Here is a 14,996-nt window from a genome sequence, read left to right as displayed (position 1 = left end):
GCCAGGCACTAGCGCGAATCTTTCGCCAGCCACTTGCGTCCTTCGATCGAGCCCTCCTTGCGGGTTTTCTCGACGCGGCGCTGACGCGCCGACTTGGGATCGACAATCAGGGGCCGGTAGATTTCCACCCGATCGTATTGCGCGAGCACCGTGTCCATCGGCTTGAGCTTGCCGAAGATGCCGACCTTCTGCTTCGCGAGATCGATCTCCGGATGGCGCGCAAGAATGCCGCTGGCTTCGATTGCCTGCTGCAACGTAGAGCCCTCGGGCAATTCGAGCGGAATGAGTGTCTGCGCTTCGGGCAGCGCATAGCAGACTTCGATCGACAGCATCGCGCTCATGCCTTACCGTAGCGCTGGTTGGCGCGCTTCACGAACGATTCGACGAACGTGTTCGCGATGTGGCTGAACACCGGCCCGATGAGCTTCTCGAGGATGATGCTGGAGAATTCGTAATGCAGCGCAAACTCGATCTTGCAGGCGTCCGCGCGCAGCGGTGTGAAGCGCCAGAAGCCGGTGAACTTACGAAACGGGCCGTCCGCGAATTCCATATCAATACGTGTCGGCCGCTGCTGGGTATTGTGCGTGGCGAAATGCTGCTTGATGCCCTTGAAATTAATGTCGATTTTGGCTTCCATCCCGTTTTCGTCCTGCCGGCGGATTTCGACGCCACCGCACCAGGGAAGGAAATTGGGGTAGTCGGCCACGTCGGTGACGAGGTCGAACATCTGTTCCGCCGAATGGCGTATCAACACGGTTTTCTGGACATCTGCCATAAATTCCACGACGCGTGGCAAGAGTGGACAAGCGCCGCGGGCTTTCCTTGCCCCGCTTTGCTAAAATCGTGATTTTAAACGAGTTGGGCACTTTCCATTCATGAGCATCATCGACAACAGAAAAGCCTTCTTCGACTATTTCATCGAAGAACGCTACGAAGCGGGGCTCGTGCTCGAAGGATGGGAGGTCAAGGCGCTGCGCGCCGGGCGCGGCCAGATCAAGGAAGGTTACGTCGTGATCCGTAACGGCGAGCTGTTTCTGATCGGCGCGCACATCAGCCCGTTGCCGGAAGCCTCGACCCACATCCACCCTGACCCCGTCCGCACGCGCAAGCTGCTGCTGCACAGCGAAGAGATCAGCAAGCTGATCGGCAAGGTCGAACAGCGCGGCTATACGCTCGTGCCGCTGAATTTCCATTACAAGGGCGGCCGGGTGAAATGTGAAATCGGCCTCGCGAAGGGCAAGAAAATGCACGACAAGCGCGACGTCGAGAAAAAGCGTGACTGGGAACGCGAAAGAGCGCGCCTGATGCGCACGCCGACGTAAAAACGGCCGCTGTTTTACGCTAAGGATGAAAAAAGCCCGCACTACGATCACGTGCGGGCTTTTTTGTGTCGGCTCGCAGCGTCCGCGGCAGAGTCTCCGCCGCGAAGCCTCTGGTTAGCGCGCCTCGGCTGCTTTCCCACGATTCACGATCGTCAGCGCCGACGCGATCATCGTGCTCATGTCCGCCAGATTGCCCGGCACAATCAGCGTATTGCCCTGCTTCGCCAGATTGCCGAATGCGTTCACGTATTGCTCGGCAACCTTGAGGTTCACCGCTTCCATACCGCCATTCGACTGGATCGCCGCCGCGATCTTCTGGATCGCCTGCGCGTTCGCCTCGGCTACCGCGAGGATCGCCGCCGCCTGCCCCTGCGCCTGATTGATCGCGGCCTGCCGCTCGCCTTCCGACTTCTGGATCGCCGCCTCGCGCCCGCCCGACGCGATATTGATCTGTTCCTGCTTGCGCCCTTCCGACGCTGCGATCAATGCGCGCTTCTCCCGCTCGGCCGTGATCTGCGCCTGCATCGCGTGAAGGATCTCCTTCGGCGGCGTCAGGTCCTTGATCTCGTAACGCAGCACTTTCACGCCCCAGTTCGCTGCCGCTTCATCGAGCGACGAGACGATGCTGTGGTTGATGAAATCACGCTCTTCGAACGTCTTGTCGAGTTCGAGCTTGCCGATCACCGAACGCAACGTGGTCTGCGACAGCTGGGTGATCGCGAATACGAAGTTGCTCGATCCATACGACGCCTTCATCGGATCGGTCACCTGAAAATACAGCACACCATCGACCTGCAACTGCGTGTTGTCGCGCGTGATACACACCTGACTCGGCACTTCGAGAGGAATCTCCTTGAGGATATGCTTGTAGGCGATTCGATCGACAAACGGCACGACGATGGTCATGCCCGGCGTGAGCGTCGCATGATAACGGCCTAACCGCTCAAGCACCCACGCATGCTGCTGCGGCACGATCTTGATGGTTTGCGCCGCGATCACGATCACGATCAGCAGCACGACCGCCCCGACGATAGTCATATCCATCCTTGCACTCCTTATTATGTTTCGCTGATGGTTCAATCCACTGGTCGCGCTCAGGCCCGTACAGGCTGCTTCTTTGCCGCCACGATCAGACAGCTTCCGCGCAGCGCGGTAATCTCGTAGAGCCGCGCGTCTTCGGGTTCGCCCGGAGCGAGTTCGACGTCCCAATCCGCACCACGGTAACTGGCGCGGGCCCGTCGGTCGTGCCAGTCCGGCACGGTCAGCGTCGCACCGATGTCCAGGTTGACGTCGGGATTGCGCGACGCGTCCTTGCGCACCCTGCGGCCAAAGCGCGAACGTCGCAGCAGGAACACTGCCGCCGCCGCGACACCCGCCGCGATCGCTAGTTGCGGGTCCAGACCGATGCCCGCCCAGTGCGCGATCCCGGCCGCGACGAAACCCAGCGCGACCATCAGCATATAGAAGGTACCGCTGAACAACTCCAGTACGACGAGTACACCGGCACCCAGCCACCAGAACAGTCCACCTGTTGCCACGTCGGTCTCCCAAAAGCAAAACACCCCGGATATACCGGGGTGTTTATAGCACGAACGCGAGGCGCTTTTTCAACGCCTCACACCCCGCTTACTTCGTCGATGACTTTGCCAGCGCCTGCCAGGTCTCGATGACCGTGTCAGGGTTGAGCGAAATCGAGGCGATGCCCTCGTCCGTCAGCCATTGCGCGAAGTCCGGATGATCCGACGGGCCCTGACCGCAGATGCCGACGTACTTGTTCAGACGCAGACACGTTTCGATCGCGCGCTTGAGCATGAACTTGACGGCCGGGTCGCGCTCGTCGAAATCGACGGCCAGCAGTTCCATGCCGGAGTCGCGGTCGAGGCCAAGCGTGAGCTGCGTGAGGTCGTTCGAACCGATCGAGAAACCGTCGAAGAACTGCAGGAACTCTTCGGCGAGGATCGCGTTCGACGGCACTTCGCACATCATGATCAGACGCAGGCCCTTCTCGCCGCGCTTCAGGCCGTACTTCGCCAGCAGCCCGACGACGCGTTCCGCCTGCTTTAGCGTACGCACGAACGGCACCATGATCTCGACGTTATCGAGGCCCATCTCTTCACGCACCTTCTTCAGCGCGATGCATTCCATTTCGAATGCCTGCGCGAAGTCGTCAGCGATGTAGCGCGACGCGCCGCGGAAACCGAGCATCGGGTTTTCTTCGTCCGGCTCGTAGCGCGAACCGCCGATCAGCTTCTTGTACTCGTTCGACTTGAAGTCCGACAGACGCACGATCACGGGCTTCGGATAGAACGCCGCGGCGATCGTTGCGATACCTTCGGTCAGCTTGTCGACGTAGAACGCGCGCGGCGATGCGTGACCGCGTGCAACGCTTTCGACGGCCTTCTTCAGATCCTGATCGATGTTCGGATACTCGAGGATCGCCTTCGGGTGCACGCCGATGTTGTTGTTGATGATGAATTCCAGGCGCGCGAGGCCCACGCCGGCGTTCGGCAACTGCGAAAAGTCGAACGCGAGTTGCGGGTTGCCGACGTTCATCATGATCTTCACCGGAATCTGGGGCAGTTCGCCACGCTGGATTTCGGTCACTTCGGTTTCGAGCAGGCCGTCGTAGATCTTGCCCTCGTCGCCTTCCGCGCACGACACCGTGACAAGTGCGCCGTCCTTCAGCACATCGGTCGCATCGCCGCAGCCCACGACCGCCGGCACACCCAGTTCACGCGCGATGATCGCCGCGTGGCAGGTACGGCCGCCACGGTTGGTGACGATCGCCGACGCGCGCTTCATCACCGGTTCCCAGTTCGGGTCGGTCATGTCGGCGACCAGCACGTCGCCCGGCTGCACACGCTCCATTTCCGACGGATCGTGAATCACGCGAACCGGACCCGCGCCGATCTTCTGACCGATCGCGCGGCCCGTCGCGATCACCTGAGACTGGCCCTTCAGCTTGAAGCGCTGCTCGACCTTGCCCGCGGCCTGGCTCTTCACAGTTTCCGGACGCGCCTGCAGGATGAAGATCTTGCCGTCGCGACCGTCCTTGCCCCACTCGATGTCCATCGGACGCTGGTAGTGCTTTTCGATGATGACCGCGTACTTCGCGAGTTCGATCACGTCTTCATCGGTGATCGAGAAACGGTTGCGTTGCTCGTGCGTCACGTCGACCGTCTTCACGCGGCCCGCTTCGCCCGCCTTCGTGAATTCCATCTTGATGAGCTTCGAGCCGATCGAACGGCGGATGATCGGGTACTTGCCCTGTGCGAGGGTGGTCTTGAAGACGTAGAACTCGTCCGGGTTGACGGCGCCCTGCACGACGGTCTCACCGAGGCCATAGCTCGACGTGATGAACACGGCGTCCTTGAAACCCGATTCGGTGTCGAGCGTGAACATCACGCCGGCGGCGCCAACGTCCGAGCGCACCATGCGCTGCACACCCGCCGAAAGCGCGACTTCAGCGTGCGTGAAACCCTTGTGGACACGATAGGAAATGGCACGGTCGTTATACAGCGACGCGAAGACGTGCTTCATGCGATCGAGCACATCCTCGACGCCGACCACGTTCAGGTAGCTTTCCTGCTGGCCGGCAAACGAAGCATCCGGCAGATCTTCTGCCGTGGCCGACGAGCGGACAGCAAACGAAAGTTCTTCAGGCGAGCTGTTCTGGAGCGTGTCGAAGCCTGCACGGATTTCCTGTTCGAGACGCGGCTGCAGCGGCGCGTCGACGATCCACTGACGGATCTCCTTGCCCGCTTCGGCAAGCGACTTCACCTCGTCGACGTCGAGCGTCTCGAGACGTTTCGCAATGCGTTCGGTGAGATTGTTGTGATGCAGGAAATCGCGGAATGCGAGCGCCGTCGTGGCGAAACCGGTTGGCACGCGCACGCCTGCTTCGGCGAGTTGACTGATCATCTCGCCCAAGGAGGCGTTCTTGCCGCCCACGATCTCCACATCGGTCATCCGCAACTGCTCGAACGGAACTACATACGCCTGATCCTTTGTGACGTTGACTGCGTTAGTCATACAAGCCCCTAAGTGTGAAAAAAATTCACGGCTGTGCAAGTGGGCTCGGACGCGGCCGCCTGTAAGAAGCGGTGGCGCGTCTTGCACAACCTGTTGGAGAAGCAATCGCGTTTCCATCCCTCTGCGGGCGGCGGGTTGCGGCCCCAAACGTGCGCACGAAGCGCGACGAAACAGAAAATTCCGCGAACTTGAAGCGATTCCGCAAGCGTTACGAACCAAAAGCGTGACGATGAACGTCCGATAGCTGGGTGTTCGGCGCGGATTGCCTGCAATTGCTTATCCAACAGGTTGCCGCTATTCTACCGTGCCGACCCCCGAAATGTGGCGGTCGGCCGAGAATTGCGCCTCGAAACGCGCCCCGGACCGTCAGGCGGGCCTCAGCGAGGACTCAATCAAGACCTGGCGGAGCCCTGAGCCGCTCCGGGAACGTGTTTTCTGGCGTCCACAGCGCGCTGCTGCGACGCCGCTGCGAGCGGTCATTCGCCGCGCAGCGGTTCATGCGGCGATGTTTTCTTCGAGTGCCTGGCCGCGCTCATGTTCCCTGCCCTACGATGCCGCCAACCGTATTCATCGTCTCTGACGGTACCGGGATCACTGCCGAAACTTTCGCGCATTCGATCCTCTCCCAGTTCGACCAGAAATTCCGCCTGGTCCGCGTGCCTTTCGTCGACTCGACGGAAAAAGCCTATGCCACGCTCGAAAAGATCAACGAAGCCGGTCTGCACGAAGGCCGTCGGCCGATCGTGTTCACGACGCTCGTCGACAGTTCGTCAAACCAGATCGTCAAGGACTCGAACGCGCTCGTGCTCGACATGTTCCAGACCTTCGTCGAGCCGCTCGAACTGGAACTGGAGTTGAAGTCGAGCCACGCGATGGGCCGCGGACACCAGAACGCGGACACCGAGGAATACAAGAACCGCATCGAGGCGATCAACTTTTCACTCGCTCACGACGACGGCCAGTCGAACCGCAATCTGGCCGACGCGGATGTGATTCTGGTCGGCGTGTCGCGCAGCGGCAAGACGCCGACAAGCCTCTATCTCGCGATGCAGTACGGCGTGAAAGCGGCGAACTATCCGCTGATTCCGGAAGACTTCGAGCGCGCGAAGCTGCCGACGCCGCTGCTCGAGCATCGTCAGAAAATGTTCGGCTTATCGATCGATCCGCAGCGTCTGTCGGAGATCCGCAACGAGCGCCGGCCTGGCAGCAAGTATGCGGCGCTGGAAAACTGCCGCTACGAGATCAACGAGGCGGAAGCGATGATGCGGCGGGAAGGCATCAAGTGGCTGTCGTCGACGCACAAGTCGATCGAAGAGATTGCGACGACGATCCTGCAGGAAATCAAGCTGGACCGTCCGTCGTATTGATGGACAGGCGCGTGGCGCGCTGACTGGAGGTCACGCGCCGCGCTGCTGACGGCACTGCTCGAAGAGACACACAGCGGCGGCCGCCGCGACATTCAGCGATTCCATGCCGCCCGGCTGCGGAATCGTCACGCGGTGCGTGACTGCGGCGCGCCACGCGTTCGACACGCCCGCCCCTTCATTGCCGAACACCCAGGCGAGCGGCCCGGACAGATCGCAATCGTAAATGTCCTGCGCGCCGTGCGAATCGGTGATCGCGACCGGCACTGCAAGCCGCGCGATCAGCGGTTGCGCCTCGACATCTTCATGAATCTGCAGCAGAAAATGCGCGCCCATCGCCGAGCGCAGGACCTTCGACGACCACGCGTACGCCGTCCCCGGCGCGCAGAACACGTGCCCAATGCCAGCGGCCGCGGCACTGCGAAGGATCGAACCGACATTGCCCGCATCCTGCACACCGTCGAGCACGACGCACGTTTCATTCACCTGCTCTGGCAGCGGCGCGTCGATCTTTTCGACAAGCAGCAGAAGGCCCACACCGTGGACCACATTCGACAGTTGCCCGAAGAGCGCGTCCGGCAGCGTGACGACACGATGCTCGTCAATGCGCGAGACGATCGCCTGCGCTTCTTCATGACGCAACGCGCCGTCAGTCACGATGCAGGTTTCCGGCTGGCCAGCGGCATCGAGATATGCGCTTGCCAGGTGGAAGCCTTCGAGCAGCGCGTGGCCGCTGCGGCGCTGCTGGTGCGTCGAACCGGCCAGAGCCTTCAGGCGTTTGTAGAGCGGATTGTCCCGCGACGTGATGGCTTTCACAGGCAGTGAAGACGTTAGGAGAAGAACGGAAACCGGAAACGGAACGCCGTTGACCGGGCGTCAGAAGGCAGGCGCGCTGTCGTCAAAGGCGTCGTCGAATGCATCGTTGTGCAAGGCCGGCAGCACGACCGGCACATTTCCCGGCACTTTGACCTGCAGGCTCATGCGTGCATGCGCCTCCCGCACCGGCGCAAACGAGCGCCGATGATGCTCGCACGGCCCATGCGCGAGCAGTGCAGCGAGATGTTGCGGTGTGCCGTAGCCCGAATGCGCATCGAAGCCATACATCGGAAACGCCTGATGCAATTCGAGCAGCATGCGGTCACGGGTGACTTTCGCGAGGATCGACGCCGCCGATATGCTTTTCACCAGTGCATCGCCACCAACGATTGCCTCGCTTCGGATACTCAGCACCGGGCAGCGATTACCGTCGATTTTCACGAGCGTCGGTGTGACGGCGAGCCCCTCTACCGCGCGCTTCATCGCCAGCATCGTCGCGTGCAGGATGTTGAGCGTATCGATTTCCTCAACCGAAGCCGACGTGATGCAGTAGGCCAGCGCCCGGTCGACGATCTTGTCGTACAGTTCGTCACGCTTTTTTGCGCTAAGCGCCTTTGAATCGTCCAGACCGCGAATCATCGGCCGGTCGGGATCGAAGATCACCGCAGCGGCCACGACGGGCCCGGCCAGCGGCCCGCGCCCAGCCTCATCGACACCACAGACGATTTCCACCGGCGAATCGAAATTCAGACCCACCTGGATCGCGGCCGCGCCCGAAAGAGCGGCCTTGCGGCGCGGCGCACGGCCGGCCGTCATCGCCGCCCCCTGCGGGTGTCGATGACGCTCGCCACCACTTCCGCGGCGCGCTGGGCCGTATTCTGCTTCAGCACGTGATGCATTTCCGTGAAAATTTCCGTGAGCGTGCTCCGGTTGGCCTCGTCGCGCAACTGGGTCAGCGTGGCCTCGGCCAGCGCCTCGGGCGTCGCGAAGTGCTGGAGAATTTCCGGCACCACGAAGCGCCCGGCCAGAATGTTCGGCAAGCCGACGTACGGCAGATAACCCTGCCGCCGCATGATCTGGCCCGTGAGCCACGGCACCTTGTACGAGATCACCATCGGCTTTTTCAGCAGCGCGGCTTCCAGCGTCACCGTGCCGCTTTTGACGAGAATCGCATCGGCGGCGGTCATCGCAGTTTGCGACTGGCCGTCGGTGATCGTCAAGGCGAGGCGCGGGTGCGCGTCCACGAGCGGCTGCAGCAGCTCGCGCAGCACAGGCGTCGCCGCCGGCATCACGAAACGCACACCAGGTTCACGCTGCTGCATCAGTTCCATCGCATCGAAGAACGTCGGTCCGATCAGGCCGATCTCCGAGCGCCGGCTGCCCGGCAGCACGGCGATCACTGGCCCGCTTTCCGGCAGACCGAGCATGCGCCGCGCGCCGGCCGTGTCAGGCACGATCGGGATTTCGTCGGCGAGCGGATGGCCGACGTAGGACGCCGCCACCCCCGCTTTTTCCAGCAGCGCCGTTTCGAACGGGAACACGCACAGCATGTGGTCGACCGCTTTCGCGATCTTCTTGATGCGGCCGCCGCGCCACGCCCAGATCGAAGGGCAGACGAAATGAATGGTCGGAATGCCCGCGTCACGCAGCGGATGCTCGAGGCCGAAGTTGAAATCGGGTGCGTCGACACCGATGAACGCGTCAGGCGGTTCGGCCAGCAACTGGCGCTTCAGCTCGTTGCGAATGCCGAGGATTTCGGGAATGTGCTTCAGCGCTTCGACATAGCCGCGCACGGTCAGCTTTTCCATCGGCCAGTGCGCGTCGAAGCCGGTTGCGATCATGCGTGGGCCGCCGATGCCATAGTACTGCGTGGACAACGGCAGACGACTCGACAGACCGTCGAGCAGCGACGCCGCCAGCAGATCGCCCGATGGCTCGCCGGCCACCATTGCGAGCCGCAGCGGGCGGGGTTGCAGCGCCATCGGTTAGCGGATGATGCCGCGCTGCGACGCTTCGACGAAGTCGACCAGCGCCTGCACCGGAGCATCGCCGTCACCGCCTGCGGACGCGAGTTCGCGCAACTGCAGCTTCGCCTCTTCGAGCGACAGCCCGTTCTTGTAGAGCAGACGATAGGCCGCGCGCAGCGCCGAGATCGCGTCAGCCGAAAAACCGCGGCGGCGCAGACCTTCGACGTTGATGCCGTGCGGCTCCGCCTTGTTGCCAGCGGCGATCACGAACGGCGGAATGTCCTGTACCAGTGCCGACGCGCCTCCGAGCATCGCATGCGCGCCGATGCGCACGAACTGGTGCACGCCCGACATGCCGCCGATGATCGCATGGTCGCCGATCGTCACGTGGCCCGCCATCTGCGCATTGCTCGACAGGATCACATTGCTGCCGACGCGGCAGTCGTGGCCGATGTGCACATACGCCATGATCCAGTTGTCGTCGCCGAGCGAGGTCACGCCCGCGTCCTGCACCGTGCCGGTGTGGATCGTCGTGAACTCGCGGATCATGTTGCGGTTGCCGATCTCGAGCCTTGTCGGCTCGTCCTTGTACTTCATGTCCTGTGGCCTGCCGCCGACCGACGCGTAGTGGCCGATACGGTTGTCTTCGCCGATCGTCGTGTGACCTTCGATCACGCTGTGCGACCCGACTGTCGTCCGTGCACCGATCGTGACGTGTGCGCCGACGATGGCATATGGCCCGATTTCGACCGACTCGTCGAGCTGCGCGCCCGACTCGATGATCGCAGTGGGATGAATCCTGCTCATGCGCCCTCGCTTCTCATTCTGTTGCGTTGTCTGGATGCTGCGCGGTGACTTACTGGCCGTCGTCCGATTGCCGGACTGCGCACATCAGATCGGCTTCCGCCGCCACCTGGCCATCCACCTCGGCACGTGCCTTGAACTTCCAGATGCCGCGCATATGCCGCTCGAACGTGACGTTCAGGATCAGCTGGTCGCCCGGTTCGACTACACGCTTGAAGCGCGCGTTGTCGATACCGACGAACAGATACAACGTGTTGTCCGGATCGTGCGGCTCTTCGGCGAACGTCAGGAGCGCGGCCGTCTGCGCGAGCGCTTCCAGAATCAGCACGCCGGGCATCACCGGGCGCTTCGGGAAGTGGCCCATGAAGTACGGTTCGTTGATCGACACGTTCTTCAGCGCTTTGATGTTCTTGTGCGGCTCGAGTTCGAGCACCCGATCGACCAGCAGGATCGGATAGCGATGCGGCAACAGCGTGAGAATCTTATGGATGTCGAGATTGATTTTTTCGGTGCTCATGGTGTTTCTGCTCACGCATGGTCTGCGCGATGATGACTGCGGATGCTTATGCAGGCAGGTTGATAACGCATGCGGCCGTCGCGTTGCGCCGGTTGCCCCGACCCGGGCGGCGTCTCCTGCCACCCTGGCCAGCAACCCGTACGCGTAAGCCGTGCTCTTGCTGTTACCCCTTGTCGCCGGAAGCGCTCCCGGCAACAGTGGCTTCCAGCGCCTTGATTCGGTCCCGCAGTTTGTCGAGATTGCGCAGCAACGCCGCGCTCCTGTTCCAGGACGCATGGTCGACGGCCGGGAACGCGCTCGTGTACATGCCGGGCTTCAACAGTGACTTCGACACCCCGGACTTCGCCGTCACAATCACATGATCGGCCAGCGTCACGTGTCCGGCAATGCCTACCGCCCCGCCGATCATGCAGTGCCGGCCAATCGTCGTGCTACCGGCAATGCCTGCGCAACCCGCGATGACGGTGTAAGCGCCGATCCTGCAGTTGTGGCCGATCTGAACGAGATTGTCGATCTTCACGCACTCTTCGATGATCGTATCGGCCATCGCGCCGCGATCGATCGTCGTGTTGGCGCCGATCTCCACGTCGGGCCCGATCGACACGCCGCCGACCTGCGGAATCTTGACCCAGCTACCCGTGCGCGCGTCGCCTTCGCCGGTGAAATCCGGGGCGAACCCGAAACCGTCCGATCCGATCACGGCGCCCGCATGAATGATCGCGCGCGGACCGATCCGGCAGCCGTGGTAAACCGAAACGTTGGGATACAGATGCGAACCGTCGCCGATCTGGGTGCCACGGCCGATCACCACGTTTGCATCGAGCTGCACGTTCTCGCCGATCACGGCGCCCGCTTCGACCGTCACATTCGGACCGATCACCGCGCTCGCCGCGACTTTCGCCGACGGGTCGATCGTCGCGCCCGGATGGACGCCGGGTGCGGGCTTCGGTGCGGCGAGATCGATGAAAGCCTGCGCAAGGCGCGCGAAGTAAGCGTAGGGATTCGGCGTGACGATGAAGTTACGGCCCTCGCTGGAAGCGAGCCTGGCGAGGTCGCCGGCATTGATCAGCACGGCGCCCGCACGGGTTGTCTCAACCTGTGACAGATATTTCGGGTTCGCGAGGAATGCCAGTTGTTCCGGGCCAGCCTGATCCAGCGGCGCCAGGCTGCCGACGCGATGCGCCGGATTGCCAACTACTTCGCCGCCAAACCGCCGGGCAACTTCCTCGAGCGTAAAAGCCATGCGTGTGCTGCTCCTGCGTTTCAGTTGGCGTTGTTCGACGCCGCCAGTGCCTTCAGCACCTGATCCGTGATATCGATGCGCGGGCTGACGTAAACCGCCTCCTGCACGATCAGGTCGTAATGCTGCTGCTCGGCAATCTGCTTGATCACCTTGTTCGCACGATCCAGCACCGCCGCCAGTTCCTCGTTGCGACGCTGGTTCAGATCTTCGCGGAACTCACGCTGCTTGCGTTGGAAATCGGTGTCCAGTTGCGACAGGTCGCGCTGTTTCTGCGCGCGGTCTGAGGCCGACATCGACGGGCCGTTCTTGTCGAGCGAATCGGACATCGATTTCAGACGCTGCGCCATGTCCTGCAGATCCTTGTCGCGCTTTGCAAATTCGGCTTCAAGCTTGGTCTGCGCCGCCTTCGCCGCCGTCGACTCACGCAGGATCCGATCGGAATTCACCGCCGCGATCCTGGCTTCCTGCGCCTGTGCCGCGGCGCTTACGCCGAGTGTCATCGCCAGCGCCAGCATACACATAGCACGTTTCGAAAACATACCGGTTAGCAAAGTCATCCTCTCGATACTGTAAGTGATTCCGGACTGCGCGCTCAGAATGCCGTCCCGATCTGGAACTGGAACTTCTGGTACTGGTCGCCTGTGTGTTTCTGGAGCGGGAAGCCAAGGCTCAGCTTGAGCGGCCCGATTGGCGAAATCCAGGCAAGACCCACACCGTAGCCATACCGCAGCCCGTTCGCACCGGTCGAGTTCGCGGAAGCGCTGGCATCCGCCCACACGTTACCGGCGTCGAGGAACGTGAACACCCGCAGCGTGCGGTCATAACCCGTACCCGGCAGCGGGAACGTCAGCTCGATGTTGCCGACCACCATCTTCGAGCCACCGATCGGGTCATTCGTGGTCTTGTCCCGCGGACCCAGCGAGCTCGGCTCGTAACCCCGCACCGAACCAATACCACCCGCGTAGTAGTTCTTGAAGATCGGGAACGGCTTGCCGGAGAGGCCGTTACCATAACCGCCCTGGAAGTTGAAACCAAGCACGAAGCCACGCGCAAACGAATAATAGTACTGCGCCTGGATGTCGGCCTTGTAATACTGTGTGGCGCCGATCGGCGTGCCGTATTCCGCGTTGGCCTGCGTGAAGTAGCCGCGGCTCGGGACGAGCGCGCTGTCACGCGCATCGCGCGACCAGCCGACGGTAAGCGGTACGTTGTTCGATACGCGGCCAAACTCCTGAACGTATTGCTGGTACGAGGCCGGCGTGTTCGCGTCGACGTCGAGCGTGTTCTGTTCGAAGCCAGCGCCGAAGTAGACGGTATCGACTTCGGAGAACGGGATCCCAAACTTCAGATCAGCGCCCATCGTGACGATCTTGAAGCTCGAATCCGTCGAGTAATACAGCGGCTCGTAGGTCCGGTAGTAGACGTCCGTGATTCGTTTGATGCCGTCGACCGTGAAGTACGGGTCGACCTGCGAGACCGTCAACGTACGGTAAGTTTTCGCCGTATTCACGTTGACCGACAGACTCGTGCCGGAACCGAACACGTTGTCCTGCGACACGCCTGCCGACAGCACCACCTTGTCGGTCGACGAGAAGCCCGCACCCAGCGTAATCGCGCCAGTCGGCTTTTCGGCCACCTTGACGTCCACGTCGACCTGGTCGGGCGTGCCTTCCACCGGAGTCGTCGTCACGTCGACATCGGTGAAGTAGCCGAGACGGTTGATGCGGTCTTTCGACAACGCAAGCCGGTTCGAATCGAACCACGAGCTTTCGAGCTGACGCATTTCACGGCGCACGACTTCGTCGCGCGTTCGCGTATTGCCGACCACGTTGATCCGGCGCACATACACGCGGCGGCTCGGATCGACCTGCAGCGTCAGGTCGACCGTGTGATGTTCCTGATCGATCTGCGGCAGCGCGTTCACGGTGGCGAACGCATACCCGTACTCGCCGAGCTTGTCGACGATCGCCTTCGTGGCGGCCTGCAGCTTCTCGGCGGAGAACCGGTCACCCGCCTTGATCTTGACGAGCTTGTTGAGTTCCGCCTCGCGATCAAGCAGATTGCCCGCGAGCTTGATGCTTGAAATCGTGTACGGCTCGCCTTCGTGCAGCGAGATCGTCAGATACATGTCCTTCTTGTCCGGCGAGATCGAGACCTGGGTCGACTCGATGCTGAACTCCAGATAGCCGCGGTTCAGGTAGTACGAACGCACGTTCTCGAGGTCGCCGGTGAGCTTTTCCTTCGCGTACAGGTCGTTCTTCGTGTACCACGAGAACCAGTTCGGCGTGGACAGCTGCATTTCGTCGAGCAGCGTGCCGCTGCTGAACGTCTTGTTGCCGATGAAGTTGATCTGGCGGATCTTGGCGCTCGGACCTTCGACCACCGAGAACAGTACCGACACGCGGTTGCGGTCGATCGGAGTAATCGTGGTGGTGACCTCTGCGGCATAGAAGCCGCGCGTCAGGTACTGGCGCTTCAGTTCCTGCTCGGCCTTGTCGACGAGTGCCTTGTCGTAATAACGGCCTTGCGACAGCCCGACGGCGCGCAGCGCCTTGATCAGGTTATCCTTTTCGAATTCGTGGATGCCGGCGAAATCGATCGTGCCGATGGCCGGTCGTTCCTGAACCTGCACGACGACGACGTTGCCTTCGGTAGCAATCTTGACATCGTTGAAGAAGCCCGTTGCATACAGCGCGCGAATCGCTTCAGAAGCCTTGTCGTCGCTGAAGGTGTCGCCCTGCTTGATCGGCAGATACGAGAACACGGTACCGGGCTCGACGCGTTGCAACCCCTCGATCCGAATGTCTTGCACCACGAAAGGTGTCGTCGCGTGAGCCACCAGCCCATGCGCGGCAAATGCCGCGGCTACAACCGTCTTTGGAACAAAGCGATGAGGTTTAAACAACGTGCTTCCCCAGTATGTATAGCTGC

General features: G+C 61.7%; 15 protein-coding genes. 2 read left to right on the top strand and 13 right to left on the bottom strand.

Going from position 1 to position 14,996, the window contains the following annotated elements:
* Window positions 1-8: 8 nt before the first annotated feature.
* Both P3T23_RS21555 and P3T23_RS21550 read right to left on the bottom strand, forming a co-directional pair.
* Window positions 9-341: an RnfH family protein gene (locus tag P3T23_RS21555; protein WP_429318148.1), complete on the bottom strand. Its 333-nt coding sequence runs from the start codon at window positions 339-341 to the stop codon at window positions 9-11.
* Window positions 338-775 carry a type II toxin-antitoxin system RatA family toxin gene (locus tag P3T23_RS21550; RefSeq protein WP_429318147.1) on the bottom strand — a complete coding sequence of 146 codons (438 nt, stop codon included), beginning with the start codon at window positions 773-775 and terminating at the stop codon, window positions 338-340. Before P3T23_RS21550 ends, P3T23_RS21555 begins: the two co-directional genes overlap by 4 nt.
* 100 nt (window positions 776-875) lie before the next feature.
* Here P3T23_RS21550 and smpB point away from each other — a divergent pair, with 100 nt between their 5' ends.
* Window positions 876-1,322: an SsrA-binding protein SmpB gene (gene smpB / locus P3T23_RS21545; protein ID WP_133662873.1), complete on the top strand. Its 447-nt coding sequence runs from the start codon at window positions 876-878 to the stop codon at window positions 1,320-1,322.
* A 114-nt stretch (window positions 1,323-1,436) separates the two neighbouring features.
* Here smpB and P3T23_RS21540 read toward each other — a convergent pair whose 3' ends face one another.
* The 3 genes from P3T23_RS21540 to ppsA all read right to left on the bottom strand — a co-directional run bounded on the left by P3T23_RS21540 (window position 1,437) and on the right by ppsA (window position 5,354).
* A complete protein-coding gene (locus tag P3T23_RS21540) occupies window positions 1,437-2,366 on the bottom strand; it encodes an SPFH domain-containing protein (RefSeq protein ID WP_429318146.1) in 930 nt (309 codons plus the stop codon).
* Window positions 2,367-2,416: 50 nt separating this feature from the next.
* Window positions 2,417-2,860, bottom strand: coding sequence for an NfeD family protein (locus P3T23_RS21535; protein ID WP_429318145.1), 444 nt, complete (start codon window positions 2,858-2,860; stop codon window positions 2,417-2,419).
* Between the two features lie 88 nt (window positions 2,861-2,948).
* The gene (gene ppsA, locus P3T23_RS21530; protein ID WP_429318144.1) at window positions 2,949-5,354 is read right to left on the bottom strand and encodes a phosphoenolpyruvate synthase; all 2,406 of its coding nucleotides are present in this window, start codon (window positions 5,352-5,354) and stop codon (window positions 2,949-2,951) included.
* Between the two features lie 551 nt (window positions 5,355-5,905).
* Here ppsA and ppsR point away from each other — a divergent pair.
* A complete protein-coding gene (gene ppsR, locus P3T23_RS21525; RefSeq protein ID WP_429318143.1) occupies window positions 5,906-6,721 on the top strand; it encodes a posphoenolpyruvate synthetase regulatory kinase/phosphorylase PpsR in 816 nt (271 codons plus the stop codon).
* Window positions 6,722-6,751: 30 nt separating this feature from the next.
* Here ppsR and P3T23_RS21520 read toward each other — a convergent pair whose 3' ends face one another.
* The 8 genes from P3T23_RS21520 to bamA all read right to left on the bottom strand — a co-directional run bounded on the left by P3T23_RS21520 (window position 6,752) and on the right by bamA (window position 14,970).
* Window positions 6,752-7,534: a TrmH family RNA methyltransferase gene (locus tag P3T23_RS21520; protein WP_429318142.1), complete on the bottom strand. Its 783-nt coding sequence runs from the start codon at window positions 7,532-7,534 to the stop codon at window positions 6,752-6,754.
* A 60-nt stretch (window positions 7,535-7,594) separates the two neighbouring features.
* Window positions 7,595-8,350: a ribonuclease HII gene (gene rnhB, locus P3T23_RS21515; protein WP_429318141.1), complete on the bottom strand. Its 756-nt coding sequence runs from the start codon at window positions 8,348-8,350 to the stop codon at window positions 7,595-7,597.
* Window positions 8,347-9,516, bottom strand: coding sequence for a lipid-A-disaccharide synthase (gene lpxB / locus P3T23_RS21510; protein ID WP_429318140.1), 1,170 nt, complete (start codon window positions 9,514-9,516; stop codon window positions 8,347-8,349). Before lpxB ends, rnhB begins: the two co-directional genes overlap by 4 nt.
* Window positions 9,517-9,519: 3 nt before the next feature.
* Complete coding sequence (gene lpxA, locus P3T23_RS21505; RefSeq protein WP_429318139.1) at window positions 9,520-10,308, bottom strand: acyl-ACP--UDP-N-acetylglucosamine O-acyltransferase; 789 nt, start codon at window positions 10,306-10,308, stop codon at window positions 9,520-9,522.
* Between the two features lie 49 nt (window positions 10,309-10,357).
* Window positions 10,358-10,822, bottom strand: coding sequence for a 3-hydroxyacyl-ACP dehydratase FabZ (gene fabZ / locus P3T23_RS21500; RefSeq protein ID WP_429318138.1), 465 nt, complete (start codon window positions 10,820-10,822; stop codon window positions 10,358-10,360).
* A 163-nt stretch (window positions 10,823-10,985) separates the two neighbouring features.
* Entirely contained in the window at window positions 10,986-12,065 is a 1,080-nt protein-coding gene (lpxD, locus tag P3T23_RS21495; RefSeq protein WP_429318137.1) for a UDP-3-O-(3-hydroxymyristoyl)glucosamine N-acyltransferase, read from the bottom strand.
* 20 nt (window positions 12,066-12,085) lie between these two features.
* On the bottom strand, window positions 12,086-12,616 hold the full coding sequence (locus P3T23_RS21490) for an OmpH family outer membrane protein (RefSeq protein WP_429318183.1): 531 nt from the start codon (window positions 12,614-12,616) through the stop codon (window positions 12,086-12,088).
* A 41-nt stretch (window positions 12,617-12,657) separates the two neighbouring features.
* On the bottom strand, window positions 12,658-14,970 hold the full coding sequence (gene bamA, locus P3T23_RS21485) for an outer membrane protein assembly factor BamA (protein WP_429318136.1): 2,313 nt from the start codon (window positions 14,968-14,970) through the stop codon (window positions 12,658-12,660).
* Window positions 14,971-14,996 lie beyond the last annotated feature (26 nt).

The organism is Paraburkholderia sp. GAS448 (assembly GCF_050435685.1).
Classification (GTDB): Bacteria; Pseudomonadota; Gammaproteobacteria; order Burkholderiales; family Burkholderiaceae; genus Paraburkholderia.
Note: the sequence above shows the minus strand (reverse complement) of the source record. Positions and strands in the feature narration are given on the sequence as shown.

Bases quoted from the DNA above. Each gene is read 5' to 3' on its own strand.
- P3T23_RS21555 (WP_429318148.1), bottom strand. From the start codon at position 341: ATGAGCGCGATGCTGTCGATCGAAGTCTGCTATGCGCTGCCCGAAGCG.
- P3T23_RS21550 (WP_429318147.1), bottom strand. From the start codon at position 775: ATGGCAGATGTCCAGAAAACCGTGTTGATACGCCATTCGGCGGAACAG.
- smpB (WP_133662873.1), top strand. From the start codon at position 876: ATGAGCATCATCGACAACAGAAAAGCCTTCTTCGACTATTTCATCGAA.
- P3T23_RS21540 (WP_429318146.1), bottom strand. From the start codon at position 2,366: ATGGATATGACTATCGTCGGGGCGGTCGTGCTGCTGATCGTGATCGTG.
- ppsA (WP_429318144.1), bottom strand. From the start codon at position 5,354: ATGACTAACGCAGTCAACGTCACAAAGGATCAGGCGTATGTAGTTCCG.
- ppsR (WP_429318143.1), top strand. From the start codon at position 5,906: ATGCCGCCAACCGTATTCATCGTCTCTGACGGTACCGGGATCACTGCC.
- rnhB (WP_429318141.1), bottom strand. From the start codon at position 8,350: ATGACGGCCGGCCGTGCGCCGCGCCGCAAGGCCGCTCTTTCGGGCGCG.
- lpxB (WP_429318140.1), bottom strand. From the start codon at position 9,516: ATGGCGCTGCAACCCCGCCCGCTGCGGCTCGCAATGGTGGCCGGCGAG.
- lpxA (WP_429318139.1), bottom strand. From the start codon at position 10,308: ATGAGCAGGATTCATCCCACTGCGATCATCGAGTCGGGCGCGCAGCTC.
- fabZ (WP_429318138.1), bottom strand. From the start codon at position 10,822: ATGAGCACCGAAAAAATCAATCTCGACATCCATAAGATTCTCACGCTG.
- lpxD (WP_429318137.1), bottom strand. From the start codon at position 12,065: ATGGCTTTTACGCTCGAGGAAGTTGCCCGGCGGTTTGGCGGCGAAGTA.